The sequence below is a fragment of the Paraburkholderia phenoliruptrix genome (assembly GCF_047325075.1).
GTDB lineage: Bacteria > Pseudomonadota > Gammaproteobacteria > Burkholderiales > Burkholderiaceae > Paraburkholderia > Paraburkholderia phenoliruptrix.
In genome coordinates, this window is record NZ_CP168530.1 from 782,369 (window position 1) to 797,461 (window position 15,093).

10 protein-coding genes and 1 riboswitch are annotated in these 15,093 nt (G+C 62.9%); of the genes, 1 reads left to right on the top strand and 9 read right to left on the bottom strand.

What is annotated here, in order from left to right; genetic code table 11:
* The first annotated feature begins 13 nt into the window (after positions 1 to 13).
* Entirely contained in the window at positions 14 to 742 is a 729-nt protein-coding gene (locus ACEN8U_RS03435; protein ID WP_368577653.1) for an OmpA family protein, read from the top strand.
* Between the two features lie 65 nt (positions 743 to 807).
* On the opposite strand, the gene atzF is transcribed toward ACEN8U_RS03435, so the two are convergent.
* The 9 genes from atzF to ACEN8U_RS03480 form a co-directional block, all read right to left on the bottom strand.
* Complete coding sequence (gene atzF / locus ACEN8U_RS03440) at positions 808 to 2,610, bottom strand: allophanate hydrolase (protein ID WP_368608156.1); 1,803 nt, start codon at positions 2,608 to 2,610, stop codon at positions 808 to 810.
* A 61-nt stretch (positions 2,611 to 2,671) separates the two neighbouring features.
* Positions 2,672 to 6,295, bottom strand: coding sequence for an urea carboxylase (gene uca / locus ACEN8U_RS03445; protein ID WP_413657302.1), 3,624 nt, complete (start codon positions 6,293 to 6,295; stop codon positions 2,672 to 2,674).
* A 196-nt stretch (positions 6,296 to 6,491) separates the two neighbouring features.
* A complete protein-coding gene (locus ACEN8U_RS03450; protein WP_368608154.1) occupies positions 6,492 to 7,136 on the bottom strand; it encodes an urea amidolyase associated protein UAAP2 in 645 nt (214 codons plus the stop codon).
* An 11-nt stretch (positions 7,137 to 7,147) separates the two neighbouring features.
* Positions 7,148 to 7,852, bottom strand: coding sequence for an urea amidolyase associated protein UAAP1 (locus tag ACEN8U_RS03455; RefSeq protein WP_368608153.1), 705 nt, complete (start codon positions 7,850 to 7,852; stop codon positions 7,148 to 7,150).
* A gap of 10 nt (positions 7,853 to 7,862) precedes the next feature.
* Complete coding sequence (locus tag ACEN8U_RS03460; protein WP_368608152.1) at positions 7,863 to 8,654, bottom strand: ABC transporter ATP-binding protein; 792 nt, start codon at positions 8,652 to 8,654, stop codon at positions 7,863 to 7,865.
* On the bottom strand, positions 8,651 to 9,466 hold the full coding sequence (locus ACEN8U_RS03465; RefSeq protein ID WP_368608151.1) for an ABC transporter permease: 816 nt from the start codon (positions 9,464 to 9,466) through the stop codon (positions 8,651 to 8,653). The genes ACEN8U_RS03460 and ACEN8U_RS03465 overlap by 4 nt, the downstream gene beginning before the upstream one ends.
* A 29-nt stretch (positions 9,467 to 9,495) precedes the next feature.
* Entirely contained in the window at positions 9,496 to 10,563 is a 1,068-nt protein-coding gene (locus ACEN8U_RS03470) for a putative urea ABC transporter substrate-binding protein (RefSeq protein WP_368608150.1), read from the bottom strand.
* Between the two features lie 58 nt (positions 10,564 to 10,621).
* Positions 10,622 to 10,734: riboswitch (guanidine-I (ykkC/yxkD leader) on the bottom strand.
* Positions 10,735 to 11,022: 288 nt separating this feature from the next.
* Positions 11,023 to 12,057: a dicarboxylate transporter/tellurite-resistance protein TehA gene (gene tehA, locus ACEN8U_RS03475; protein ID WP_368608149.1), complete on the bottom strand. Its 1,035-nt coding sequence runs from the start codon at positions 12,055 to 12,057 to the stop codon at positions 11,023 to 11,025.
* A gap of 229 nt (positions 12,058 to 12,286) precedes the next feature.
* Entirely contained in the window at positions 12,287 to 14,935 is a 2,649-nt protein-coding gene (locus ACEN8U_RS03480) for a PAS domain-containing protein (protein ID WP_368577642.1), read from the bottom strand.
* Between the last annotated feature and the right edge of the window lie 158 nt (positions 14,936 to 15,093).

Below are 15,093 nucleotides of genomic sequence, written 5' to 3' on the forward strand. Positions count from 1 at the left end.
TATGGAGTACCTGATGAAACGACTCTTTTTAGCAAGCCTGTTGTCTGCCGCCGTGCTCGTCGTGACCGGATGCACGGCAGGGAGCGGTCCAACCTACAACGCGTATTCGGTCGACTGGCGCAACGGCGCGAGAATATATCGCGCCGAGTGTCACGGACTGTTCGAAGGCGCATCGACCTGCATGGACGTCGCGCGGCGCATCTGCGGCGACAAGCCGGTTCAGGTGATCGACAGGATCGATGTGGTTCGTACTGCCGACGACCCACGGAGCGACCCGCGCGTTCTGCACTTCAAATGCGGCGAGGCGCTGAGCAACAAAGCGCCCGCCGAAACCGGTGCGGTTGCGGCTCAGGCCGCCACGCTGGAGAACTTCTCGCTGGAAAGCGATGCGCTGTTCCCGTTCGGCAAGTCGTCGCCCGAGTCCATGTTGCCGGCCGCCAAAGCCAGACTCGACGAGATCGCCGCGCGCATCCGCCAACACGAGCACGTGAGTGCCGTCACGGTGGTGGGCCATACCGACAGGCTCGGTCCCGAATCGATCAACGGGCCGTTGTCGCTCGCGCGCGCCAACACCGTGCGCGGCTATCTCGTGGCACACGGGTTGGACGGCAGCATCATTCACGCGAAGGGTGTCGGCTCAAGCGAGCCGCGAACGCATTGCGCGGAGGGCGACGCGCGCGCACTGATTGCGTGTCTGCAACAGGATCGCTATGTGTCCATCACCGTGGAGGGGCGCAAGTGATGTGAGCGCGAGCCGGCAAAGCGGCTGCATCGTGAGGAGCGGGCGATGCTCGCTCATTTCACAGCTCAGCCTGCCGACTCCGCTAACCACGCACGCCAGCCGCCGGCATGCGTGATATCCACCGCATCGTGCAGACCGTTCTGCTCGCAGATGAACCCGGTCTCCCATGTCCCATCTGCGAGTTCCACTTTTCCGAGGCCCAATGGCGCGGGGATTGCGCCGATAAACGAGCCGAGTTCCATACTCGGCAACTCCCATACTTCGACGGCAATCGCCGCGCCTCCCTCACGCACGCGCGCCATGGCTGGCCGCTGAATCCCTCCGCCGGGCAGTGCATAGAGCCGGTAATCCGGCGAACTGGTCGTTTTTCCGACGAGGCGTGCGCCGCGCCTCGTCAACTGCCCATTCAACGGCAGCCCTTCCAGATGCGCGCCGCACACCACGATACGCACGCGATCGTTGCGCGCTCTCGGGGCAGGCAACCGGTAGTCGCACGAATTGCCGCCGACTGTCGGCAAGCCCAGCGCTTGCTGAAGGCTCGCCGCCACGCCGAGCAGATACTGATCGGTGAATGCGCGCCCGAATAGCGTCGCGCCCCACGGCAGTCCATTCTTCATGAACCCGCCAGGCACGGCGGCGGCCGCATAGTCGAGCAGGTTCATGAAATTGGTGTAGTAGCCGAGCAGCGAATTCGCGCTAACGGGGTCCTCTTCGAGTTCCGCAAGCGTGACCGGGCGAGGGAAGGCGGGAGTGAGCACGCAGTCGAGTCCGTCAAGAACGGCATCGCACTGCTTCTTGAGTTCTTGCAGCCTATACTGCGCGCGAAAAAGCTCCACGGCGCTTGCGCCCGGCGCTTTTGCGAGTACATCGCGAATGACGGGCAGCACGGCATCGGGTTGGGCTTCCATCAGAGGGCCCACTACGCTATAGCGCTCGGCCACCCACGGTCCTTCATAGAGAAGCCTCGCCGCTTCGAGAAACGGCTCAAAGTCGATTTCGATTGCTTCTCCGCCGATCGCTTCGAGCGTCGATCGCACGTGAGCGAGGAGTTCCGGGCTTTCGTTGCAGCCCGAAAATTCCAGTTGCTGTGGCACGCCGAAGCGGAAATTCGCCGGCTTGCCGAATGCGCTCGCATCGTTCCATTGCGGGTTCGCGCGGCTATAGGCATCGGCGGGATCGGCTGATGCGGTTAGTGCAAAGAGCTCGCTCGCTTCTTGTGCCGTCGCGGTGAAATAGGTTACGCAGTCCAACGTTCGGCATGCCGGTACGACGCCCGCAGTGGAAAGCAGACCTTTGGTCGCTTTCAGTCCGACGAGGTTGTTGAGCGCGGCGGGCACGCGTCCGGAACCGGCGGTGTCGGTGCCGAGTGCAAAACTCGCCACCCCGAGCGCGACGGCCAGCGACGAACCGGAACTTGAACCGCCCGACGGATAGTCAGGCAGCACGCTGTTGCGGCATTTGCCGTACGGCGACCGCGTGCCGTTCAAACCGGTTGCGAACTGATCGAGATTCGTTTTGCCGATGGGCACGGCGCCGAGCGCAATCAATTGGCCTACGAGCGTGGCCGATTCGGCCGGCACATAGGCGAATGCGGGACACGCCGCAGTGGTCGGGATGCCGGCAAGATCGATATTGTCCTTGATGGCGAATGGAACGCCGTAAAGCGGTAAGGAGTCCGCGTTAAATTCGTCCAGGCGCGCCAGATACGGTTCGAGTTCCGCTTCGGAAAGTAGCCGTATGAACAGACGGTATTCGTCATTCAGCGATGCGGCGCGCGCAAGTACTTGCGCGATCAACGCGCGTGGCGTCGTCTCGCCGCTGCGATAGTGATCGCGCAAGGTCGAAAGACGCAGGTCGAAAGAAGTCATGCGAGATTCCCGAGAATGTTCCGCTGCACAGTACGCGAGCTGAAACGGTTGCGGCGCGCCATCACGCGCGGCTCATGACGACCACACGCTGTCCCGCCTTCACCGGCGAGCCGGGCGCGACGTGCACTTCGTCGATCACGCCGGCGCATTGCGCGGTCACGGCGATTTCCATCTTCATCGATTCGATGATGAGCAGCACGTCGCCTGCTGCCACGGACTGGCCCGGCTTCACGTGTACCTGCCAGAGATTGCCCGCGATCTCGCTGTCGACGGCGATCTGGTCGTCGGCAAGAGGCGCGCTCGCCGCGTCTGAAGCAATGGGTGTGTCCATTGCTGCGTCGACATGCTCGGTGCCTTCCCAGCGTTGCCGTTCCGCCTGGAATGCCGCGCGCTGCCGCGAACGGAATTGAGCGATGCCGTCCGCTTCGCGCTCGAGAAAGCTCAGGTAGTCGGTCAGTGACAGTTCCGTCGTTTCGATCCGCAGCGGGTAACGGCCAAGCGGAAAGTCCTCGCGAATCCGCAGCAGTTCGTCAGCGGGTACTTCGTAGAAGCGGATCTGATCGAAAAAGCGCAACAGATACGGCTCGCCGGCAAAGTCCGCTGTTTGCCGAAAGCGGTTCCACATCTGCAGCGTGCGTCCCACGAACTGATAGCCGCCGGGCCCTTCCATACCGTAGACGCAAAGGTACGCACCGCCGATTCCGACCGAGTTCTCCGCCGTCCACGTCCGCGCCGGGTTGTACTTTGTCGTGACCAGCCGATGACGCGGATCGAGCGGAGTCGCGACCGGCGCGCCGAGGTAGACGTCGCCGAGACCCATCACCAGATAGCTTGCTTCGAAGACGATCTGTTTGAGCGCGTCGATCGATTCGAGATCATTGATGCGGCGAATAAACTCCAGATTGCTGGGACACCACGGCGCGTCTTTTCTGACGGTGGTCATGTACTTGTCGATTGCGAGCTGACAAGCGGGGTCGTCCCACGAGAGCGGCAGATAAACAATGCGCGACGGTACTCGCAAATCTTCTACGAGCAGTACTTTGTTCCAGGTATTCGCAACCGTCTCCAGCAGTGTATTCAGCGGGAGAACATCGGGCCGATAGTGAACCTGCAACGAGCGAATACCCGGCGTGAGGTCGATTACGCCGTCAAGCCGCAGTGATTCGAGCGACTGCATCAATGCATGCGCGCGGAATCGCAGTTCGAGATCCAGCTCCGCGGGACCCACTTCCAACAGAAGATGCGTGTCGCCCGACAGTCGAGCAAGCAGTCGCTCGCGGCCGGCGCCCACGTCGAGCACGATCGGCGAGCCCAGCGTGTACGCTTGTGGCAATTGTGCTGCGTCGACACCTGCCGCTGTGAATTGAGCCCCGAGTAATGTAGTCTCGAGATGGAGGCGCTGCGCGGCTGCGCGGGCCGTGTCTATGCTCACCGGCACGAAGCGCACCTTGTCGCCGGCTTTGAGCTGACCGATTTGCCACAGGTCCGCCTCGATGATCGTGACCGGGCACACAAAGCCGCCGAGACTCGGCCCATCGGGGCCGAGAATAACGGGCATGTCGCCGGTGAAATCCACCGCTCCCACGGCATACGGATTGTCGTGAATGTTCGACGGATGCAGCCCCGCTTCGCCGCCGTCCTCACGCGCCCACTCGGGCTTGGGTCCAATCAGACGCACGCCGGTGCGGCTCGAATTAAAATGGATTTCCCATTCGGTGTCGAAAAAGCGCGTCACATAGTCGGGCGAGAAGTACTCCGGCGCGCCGTGCGGGCCGTATATGACGCGCAGCACCCGCACGTCCGGCAGCGCCGCCGTCAGCGCCGTCGGCAAACGTGTGCCGCTCGTGCGGTCGGTCAGCGGATAAAGATGCAGCACGTCGCCTGCCCGCAGCGCGCGGCCGCCGTGGCCGCCGAACTGTCCCAGCGTGAAGGTGCTGCGGCTGCCCAGATACGTCGCCACGTCGAATCCGCCGCGCACCGACAGGTAGGCCCGCGCGCCCGTGCCTCGTATGGTGCCGAGCGTGAGCGTCGCGCCTGCGGGCACGAGCACCGCGGTGTTCATCGGAATCGGCTGGTCGTCGAGTGTGACCGGCAACACGGCACCGGTGATGGCGACGACGGCGTCCGTGTTGAAACGAAGCGTCGGTCCGCTCATGGTGATTTCGAGCGCGGCCGCGCCGGCTTCATTGCCGAGCAAGGTATTCGCGAGCCGCAACGCGCGGCTGTCCATGGGCCCTGAGGGCGGGATGCCGACTGCCCAATAGCCGAGCCGGCCCGGATAGTCCTGTACAGTGGTCTGCGTGCCGCCGCTCAGCACCTCCAGAGTCGCCGCGCGATAGCGCAGCGTTTCCAGACAGCGGGTCCACGGCTCGCCGCTGGCAAACGGCGTGTCGTCGATAATCTGCCGGAGATAGTCGCGGTTCGTCTCCACACCATACAGCCGCGTGCGGGCGAGCGCATCGCCGAGCGCGCGACGCGCCTCATCGCGGGTCGGCGACCACGCAATCAGCTTCGCAAGCATGGGATCGAAATAGGGCGGCACATCGCAACCCGCTTCAATCCACGTATCGATGCGCAGATTCTTTCCGTCCGCTGCGGGAAAGGCCACATCGGTCACAAGTCCGGGGCTCGGTTTAAAGTCGCGACCCGGATCTTCCGCATACAGGCGTGCCTGGATTGCATGACCTTCCGGCTGAAGGCCGCTCGCGAGAACAGAAAGCGGCGCGAGTGTGCCGGCCGCGAGTTCGATCATCCAGCGCACGAGGTCGACTTTCCAGACCTGTTCAGTCACGCCGTGCTCGACTTGCAGCCGCGTGTTGACTTCAAGGAAATAGAACTTTTGCGCGAGCGCGTCATAGACGAATTCGACGGTTCCGGCCGAGCGGTAATGAACGGCCTTGGCGAGTTTGAGTGCCGCCTCGCAGAGCGCAGCGGCCATTCCGTCAGGCAGGTTCGGCGCGGGCGTTTCTTCGAGTACTTTCTGGTTGCGCCGTTGAACCGAGCAATCGCGCACGCCCAGTGCAATGGCATCGCCCTGGCCGTCGCCGAAAACCTGAACTTCGAGATGGCGCGCGCGCTCGATGTACTTTTCGAGGAACACGCCCGCGTCGCTGAAATTGTTCTGGCCAAGGCGTTTTACCGCGTCGAAGTGCGCGCTCAGTTCTTCTGGACTGCTACAGACACGCATGCCGATGCCGCCGCCGCCCGCCGTGCTTTTCAGCATGACCGGGTAGCCGATTCGCGCCGCGGCATCGAGTGCGGCGGCGAGATCGTCGAGCAGGCCCGTGCCTTCCAGCATCGGCACGCCTTGTGACGCGGCAATCGCGCGTGCAGTGTGCTTGAGTCCGAACTCACGCAGTTGTTTCGGCGTCGGTCCGATAAATGCAATGCCGGCGGCTTCGCAAGCTTCGGCGAATGCCGCGTTCTCCGACAGGAAGCCGTAACCCGGGTGTATGGCCTGTACGCCTTCGGCGCGCGCGAGCGACAGTATCTTCGCGATGTCGAGATAGGTCGTTGCCGCAGCGCCCTCGCCAAGACTGTGGGCACGCGCGGCCTGAGTCACGTGCAGACTGGCGCGATCGGCTTCGCTGTAGACGGCAACACCCGTCACATCAAGTTCGCGCAGCGTGCGCAGAATGCGGCAGGCAATGGCGCCGCGATTGGCTATGAGAACTTTTTCGAACATGGAATGGCACAGAAACATGGGCGGGCCGTCCCGCCGTGAGCGTGCATGCCGTGGCCGTCCACGGCAGATCGGCAGACAATGCAGCCGGTTATTTAGTGTTTGACCGGTTGGTGCGATACCGCGGTTGAAGAACTTGGCGCCCAATAACGCTCCGCGCGCACCCGCATGACTTCATATAGCCAGCGGCGCAATGTGCTCAGTTCCATATCAATAGCTCCGCGGGTGTGGGGTTGTAGGCGTTGCAGGGATTGTTGAGCTGCGGACAGTTGGAGATAAGTACGATCACGTCCATTTCCGCACGCATTTCGACGTATTTGCCGGGCGCGGAGATGCCGTCTTCGAAAGTCAGTCCGCCGCTTGCCGTGACGGGAACGTTCATGAAGAAGTTGACGTTCGCGCCGATATCGCGCTTCGACAAACGGCCGTCGTGCGCGCAGGCTCTCAGGTAATTGTCGCGGCAGCTGTGCATGTAGCGCTTTTCCAGCGCATAACGCACGGTATTGCTTTCCTGCGCGCAGGCGCCGCCCAACGTGTCGTGACGGCCACAGGTGTCTGCAATGATCGTCAAAAGCGGGTTGCCGAGATTCGAATACAAGACCGTTCCGGTCGTCAGGTAGAGGCTGCGCTGGCGCCGCAGCGTGCGTTGTGCGTCGTATCGTTCGCGCGGATCGACGGCGCTGTAGAACAGCGTGTCGACGGCCTGATTGCCTTCCAGGTCGAGAATGCGCAGGGTCTGCCCCGCCTTGACTTCTTTTAGCCAGGGTTCTCCGGCGGCCAGCGTTTCGCGGAAAATGGCGTGAGCCGGATCGAGCGTGCTTTCGGTGAGCGTCTTTATCGTCATAGGTGCTCCGGTCAGAGAAAGAAACGTTCGGTATTGATGAACCCACGGACGTTTTCATCGCATGAAGTGCGGCACAGTTCAGCGACGCTCGCGTCCGCGGCACTGAGCGTGAGCTTGATGGGCTTCGGCGCGTATTCGGGGTGCGGGTCCAGAGGATGCTGGACCGCGGTGAGGATCACGAGTGTGTTCATCGGCGCATATAACTCGACGTAATCGCCGGCGGTCGAGTTGTCGGCAACAAAGCTCAGTGTCCCTTCGTCAGTGACGTCGACCCGGCTGAACAGGTTCAGGGTCATCAGGAGATCGGGCAGGCCAAGGCCCCACTTGCCCATTTCCACGAGCAGGTTGTCTGTGCCGTTGCGATAGAACGCATTGCGCAATTCCTGATAGCGCCCCACGCCGTACTTCTGCTGCACTTCCTCCGCGTTGGATACGCCGCAAAGTGTGTCGTGCCAGCCGCACGTATCCGCGACGACGGCTGCGAGCACGCGTCCCATGTCGGAATAGAGGCAGTGGCCGGCGGTAATTTTCGCTGTGTGCTGGCATTTGAGCGTATCGGGCAGATTCAGGCGCTCGCTCTTTTCCTGGGCGTTGAGCAGCATGACGCTGACGTTGGCGCCGCCGCGCAAATCGGTGATACGCAGCGACTGTCCGCGTTTGACGATGAGCGACGTGTGAGCGCCGCCCGCAACGTTTTCTTCGAGTAAGGTGTCCATAGGTCTCATCTCAAGCCGCTACGGCGGCAGCACGCGACGCACCTTCAACAGCGGCTTGCGCCATGCGAAGAGCAGGCGGGCAATCGCGGCTGTGGTCGAGCGGAATGTTGTAGGTGATGCGCGCGCCATAGGCATTCGGCGCTTGCGGGTCGACACGTACCTTGTCGAATACGAGGACGCGGCTGCCGAGCGCGAAGCCCTCTTTCAGATCGTGCGTGACCATGAAGATCGTCAAGCTGGATTCGCGCCATAAATTCAGCAGCAATTCGTGCATATCTTTGCGAATGCCCGGGTCGAGCGCGCCGAAGGGTTCGTCCAGCAGCAACACGCGCGGTTTCATGATCAACGCCTGCGCAATGGCGAGCCGCTGTTGCATGCCGCCCGACAATTGATGCGGGTACTTGTCGAGCGAGCTGCCGAGTCCGACCTTATCGAGCATCGTAACCGCCTCATCCTGGGCTGAGCGGCGGCGCTGTCCGAACAGGCGGCCGGTCCATCTGGCCCGCGGTAACTCGAGTCCGAGCAGCACGTTGCGCATCACGGTCAGATGGTCGAATACGGAATAGCGCTGGAACACCACGCCGCGATCCGCATCCGGTTCTCCGGGCAGCGCTTTTCCGTCGAGCAGAATCTCGCCGCGCGTGACGCGCTCCTGGCCGAGAAGAAGTCGGAGAAACGTCGACTTGCCGCAACCCGACGCGCCGACCATCGAGCAGAACTCGCCTTTTTCAATTTTCAGATCGAGCCGTTCGAGCACGACCTGTTCGCCGTATTCTTTCCAGACGTTGCGGACTTCGATCATCGCGAGCCTCCGCCGTACCACGGGAAGGCGTATTTCGCGAGGCGCCGCAATGCTTCGTCCATCAGCCATGCGAGCAGCGTGATCCACAGGACGTACGGCAGAATCACGTCCATGGTCAGATAGCGGCGCACGAGAAAGATGCGGTAACCGAGGCCGTCGGTGGACGCGATGGCTTCAGCGGCAATCAGAAACAGCCAGGCCGAGCAAAGCGATAAGCGCAACGCAACGAGAAGACGCGGCAATAGCTGCGGAACGATCATGCGCAGTATCAGCGTCCAGCTCGTCGCGCCGAGTGTCTGCGCCTTGACCCATAACTCGTTCGGTATGTCGCGGGCGCGCTGCTGAAGATCGCGAATCATCATCGGCGTAATACCGATGATGATCAGTACGACCTTCGACAATTCGTCCAGGCCGAATACGATGAACAGAATAGGCAGCAGCGCGAGCGGCGGAATCATCGAAATCACGGTGATGAACGGCGACAGTGCTGCCGTGACGGCCGGAATGCTGCCGGTCGCGATGCTGACGGCCAATGCGATCGCCGCGCTTGCCGCGAGTCCGATTGCGAGGCGCCGCACGCTGGAACGCGTGTCGGTCCACAGCAGATGTTCTCCGGTGCGCTTGTCTTCGGTGAACGCGTACTGCTTGACCGCGTCGGCCATTTGCGCGGCACTGGGCAGCAGTTTGTCTTCCGGGTTCGCGGCGAGTCGCGCCGACGAGCTCGTGAAATAAACCACCACGAGCACGACGAATGGCATGAGCAGTAGCATCAGGGCGCTACTTCTCCCCGGATATCGATTGATCAGTCGCATGACGGAACCTTGTGGTTCAGGTATCTGACTTAGAGCTTGCCGTCCGCGGCCATCCGGACATAGGCAGGATCGAAGCGCAGCTTGATGTTGTTTCTGTTGCCGACGACCACGCCATTGCCGAATTCCATGCCGACGGCGTTGGCGTCGGCCGCGCCTTGACCGAGCAGACCGTGGTCGAAGGAAAATTTGGCGACGCGCGTCATGGTTGTCGGCAGGTTCGCGCTGGTCGCGAAGGCGAGCGCGGCCTTCGGCGTGTAGAAGAGTTCAGTGGTGGAAAGCTGGCTCTTGAAGCCGGCGAGGTCGGTGCCCGACGCCTTCGCCATCGAATTCAACGCCTCTGCGCTGGCCGTGCTGTTCGCTTGCATCAGCGCGAGCATTTCGAACCAGGCGCCGGTGAGCGCTTTGCCGAGAGCCGGATTGTCATGGAGCGTCTTCGTGTTGACGACCATCATGTCCATGATTTCGCCGGGAATCTTGCTGGAGTCGAAGACCTCCGTGACATTCGGCTTGGCTTTCAGGTCGGCAAGCATCGGGTTCCACGTCACGGCCTGCTTGACTGCGGGAGTCGCAAACGCGGCGGAAATATCGGCGTCCGAAGTATTGACGACCTTGAGATCGCGTTCGCTCAGTCCCGCGGTTTCCAATGCGCGCGCGAGCAGGTAATGCGAAACCGAGAACTCGACGAGATTGATGGACTGTCCCTTCAGATCCGCGACTTTCTTGCCGGAACCTTTGATCAGTACCCCGTCATTGCCATTGGAGAAGTCGGTGACGAGCAGCGCGGTCGAATCCACGCCGCCGGTGGCGGGAATGGTCAACGCATCCATGTTCGTCATCGTGCAGCCGTCGAATTTGCCGGCGGTGTACTGGTTGATCGACTCGACGTAGTCGTTCAGTTGCACGACATCGACATGAATGCCGTATTTCCTGGCCCATTTGGACACGATGCCTTGTGTCTTCGCTTCGCCCCACGGCATCCAGCCGGCGTAAATGGTCCAGCAGACCTTGAAGTCGGTCCGGCCGGCAGCGAACGAGGGGGAGGAGGAGAGAACCGCGAAAGCAGCGACAACGCTGGCGAAAAAACGAAGTTTGCGCATATGGATGACCCCAGTGTGGCGGATTGATAGCGGTAGGAGCGGCGCGACGTGTCGCGTTCTCTCCCGGGCTTTTATCCCGCCGTGTAACCTCGCCTGAGGTCGACAACTCTCGGACCAGCGTTTGTGTGCGGCGATGCCGCGGCGCAAACCGGAACCCTAGTCGTCCATTGCAAATTGTGACTGCCAAACCGGATGTAGCGCCGGCTCCTGTACGAAGTACAGCGAGAAGCGTGCCATGCGCAAAAGCCCCTGAAAGCAGGGGCTTTTGCGTCGGCAGGGCGCCTCTCGGCCAGGCGCGGATGCAACGTTGCAGTGCGGCGGTGCCCGCTCGTGGTGCAATTCCGCTGCGGCGTGAAGCGGGGACGACGCCTGGCTGCGGCAATAACAATATCCGGCGGGTTTAGGTCGTTAGCCCGCGGGCTAACGGTCGGCCACGGGCTGCCAGCAGATAGTGGCTAACTAAACCCCTGCGGTCTGCCGAGCCCGCACCATTCCCGGATCAGCCGACGCGCTCGCCGCCTGCGGCTCACCGGAGGACGCCGAAGCCGGCGGCACCAGCTTGCCTCGCACGAGCAACTCCAGCGTCTTCGCTGCCAGCATCGCGACGATGACATTCGCGACCACGAACAGAACCGGCGCGGCCCACGCCACTGCGCCCGTGGTGCCTCGCTCCACCATGCGCAGCGCCATGGTCGGCAAGGCGGCCACGCCGAAGCTGAAAGCCCAGTAACCCGGCACGAAACGCTGGTGGCGAATCCACGGCAGCAGGCGCAACAGCAGCAAGGCCTGATAGAGGCCGTAGCCGAGCAGCATCAGCGAAAATAGGTCGGAGGCGCCGCTCGTCAACGCGAGGTAGGTGACGCCGCCTACGACGGGCGGCGCAAGCTGGATGCCGAGCGTCGGACGCAATGCTTCGGGCAGCGGTTCATGTACGGCGGCACGGTGCAGGATCAGCGATTCGATTGCAAGCCAGAACAGCACGCCCGCGCCGAAGAAGAGCCCGCCCAACTGATAAAAGCCGAAAGCTGCCGCTGTGGTGCCGGCCACGAAGCTCGGCGCCACGGTGGGCAGATAAATGGCGGGCGTGATGAGCTCGGGCTTGCGGCCGCCTTGCCAGAGCCGTCCATGCAGATACGCGCCGAGCGCCAGTTGCGCGAGCGCCGCCACGCTGAACAACACAAGTGCAAGTTTGTACGCGTGGGGCTGCAGAAGCTGCGCGGCCAGCATGCTCGACACGGGGCCGAGCGCCACGAAAGACGACTGCACCGGATGCTGCAGTTCCGCGCGGGCGTCGGTCGCGTGCGTGCGCCACTTTTGCGCGTAGGCGACGAGAATGACGAGCCATACGACCAGCGCCGCGACCGTCGTGATCGTTCCGATGGCGGCGGGCCAATGCCACAACCTGATTGCCACGCGCCACAAGTTGGCGAGCGCCAGTGCGCCCACTGCTATCCCGAAGAACGAGGCCGGAATCGCGCCACGATTGCTGTTCATCACCGATCCTCCGAAGGTTGTGTCGCGCGTGACTATCCGGCTGCGCGATCGATGACGTACTGTAGAACCGCCGTCGCAAACGCTGAACGCGGGGCACGCTCAACAAATCGCGCGATCGTCTCAAGATGCACATGGGGAACGGAACGACGGAGGCTTTCGTGATTCAGCGTTTAAGGATCGGGATCGGGATCGGGATCGGGATCGGGATCGGGTAGGAAATGCGCCCGCCTCAGTCCGCATGCGGCGATGCCGCCGCCGGCGACAGTTCCGCGAGCAGCGACATCAGGTAGTCGATATTCACCGGCTTGACGAGATGATGGTCGAACCCCGCTGCCTGCACGCGCAGATGATCGTCGGCCTGGCCGTAACCCGTCACTGCAATCAGCACGGGCCGTGTCCCGCCCTTCTGGCGAATCAGCCCGGCGAGCTCGTAGCCGTCGATGTCCGGCAGGCCGATGTCGAGCAACGCGGCATCCACGGGCTCGGCCTCGGCTTTCGCGAGCGCATCGTGCGCCCCGTACGCGATGCTGACGTGATAGCCCTCGCTCTCGCACAGCAGGGCGAGCGAATCCGCGGCGTCCTTGTTGTCGTCGACGATCAGCACATTGAGCGCGGCGCGCTCGCCATGCGAGGTGCCGCTCGGGGACGGTTCGTCGTGCAACGGCGCGGGCACGTCGGGCGCGTGCGAAAGCGGCAGCCGGATCGACACCGTCGCGCCGCGGCCCGGGCCGGGACTCGCAATGTCGATCGTGCCGCCATGCAGCTCGACCAGCTTTTTCACCAGCGACAAGCCGATGCCGAGCCCGCCGTGCGCGCGGTCGAGCGTGCGCTCGCCTTGTGCGAAGAGGTCGAAGATGTGCGGCAGCAGATCCGGCGAAATGCCGCTGCCGTTGTCTTCAATGGTGACCGCCGCGAAGCGTTCGTCGGCGAGCGCGGTCACACACACGCTGCCGCCGGGATCCGTGTACTTGCACGCGTTGTTCAATACGTTGACGAAGATCTGCGAGAGGCGCAGCGGGTCCGCATGGAGCCAGACGGGCGCGGGCGGCAGCTTGACCGTGAGGTGCTGGCCGCGCGAGGCCGCCATTGACGACACGGTTTCCAGCGCGCCGTAAATGGCGGTGCCGAGCAGCACCGGCTCGCGCCGAAGCACGATGCGCCCGTGCGTGATGCGCGACACTTCAAGCAGATCGTCGACGAGTTGCGCCATATGATCGACCTGCCGGCTCAGCATGCCGACCAGTTCGCAGGAATTCACGCCGGATTCTCTCTCGCGGCGCAGCAGCGCGATCGCATTGCGCATCGGCGCGAGCGGGTTGCGCAGTTCGTGCGCGAGCATCGCGAGGAATTCGTCCTTGCGGCGATCCGTTTCGCGCAATGCAAGTTCCAGCGTCTTGCGCTGCGTGATGTCCACCGCGCTGGCAATGACGCGCCACGGTTTGCCGTCGGCATCGCGTTGCAAGACCGCCTGGCTCTGCAGCCAGCTTTCCTCGCCGTGCATCATGATGCGGAATTCGAGCGGCTTGTCGAATTCGCCGCTCAGGGCGACGCGCCGCATCGCCTCGTCCACGGCGGCGCGGTCCTCGGCATGCACGCGATGCAGCGCGGCGTCGTACCGCAGCGCAATCGTCCCGGCCGGCACGCCCGGCAGTGCGTCGACGCTGTCCCAGCAGACTGTCCAGGAATCGAGCGACAGATACCCGATGGTCATGCGCGCGGCACGCATGGCCACCTGAAGACGCAGATTGCGCTCCTCCAGCGCGGCTGCGGCGGCGCGCTCGTCGGTCACGTCCGTCGCCATGCAGAACCATTCGCGCAGTGTGCCGTCGTCGTCGCGCAAGGGCGCGGCGCGCGCGGACATGGTGCGCCAGCTGCCGTCGCGTCGCCGGAGCCGGAAGGTCATCGAGCCCGGCATTTGCGCCTTGACGATGTTCGACCACGTCGTGCGCGCGCAGGCTTCGTCGTCGGGATGGACGAGATCGAGCCATTCGCAGCCCGCGGTGAGGCCGTCCTGCGGCGTGAACGACTGCCAGTTGCCGAGCTGATTCGTATGGCCCGCTGCGTCCGCGATCCACGTGAGTTCCGAACTCGCTTCGACGAGCGCGCGGTAGCGCTGCTCGCTGCGCTCGCGCTCGATCTGCGCATCGTGCTGCTCGGTGATGTCGTACGTCACGCCGAATACGCGCTCGATTGTCGTGCCGCTTCCGCAGTCCGTTTCGCCGCGCGTGCGCAGCCACGAACGGCGCCCGTCCTCGAGTTCGATCGGAAAGTCCAGTTCGAAGGGCACGCACTCGTGCAAGCGGGCCGTCAACTCGCGCGCGAACCACGCGCGACGACTCTCGGGAATGCGATCGAAGAGCCATTGCAGCGGCACTTCTGCTTCCTGCCGTTCGAGCCCGTAAATTTGCGCGAGCTGGGCGCTGATGCGCGCGGTGCGGCTGCCCATGTCCCATTCCCACGCGCCGACGCGCGCCGCGTCGAGTGCAAAGCGCAGACGCCGTTCGCCGATTTCATAGGCCTCGCCGGCCTTGACGAAGTCGTGGATGTCCACGGCAATCCCGCACGCGCCGCTGACGACGCGCGCGTCGTCGAAAATTGGCTGAATGCGCAGTTTGTGCCAGCGGTATTGGCCGTCGAAACGTTCGAGGCGCGCGTTCACCTTGGCGCTTTCGCCCGCTGTGAGCGCGCTGCGCCATGCATCGAGCACCTTCTTGACGTCGTCTTCCAGAACGAACTGATCCCAGTGAATCGCGGTGTTCGGCGCGAAGGGATGGCCGAGGTACTTGCGGCAAGCGATGTTGGCATAGGTGACGACACCGCCTGCATCGGCGGTCCATACGAGAGCCGGAACCTGATCGGCAATATCGTTATTGCTCATTGCGTTATCAATCGCACTGTTTTACTGCCTGGAGATGACGTGTGCTCAGATCGTAAGTGAGATTGAAGCATCGCGCTGCCGCAGCGGAGCGAAAGCCCATCGTCATGTGCCCGTCGCCTCGCTGCTATTGGGGAAACCATGGGTTCGCACCCCCATTG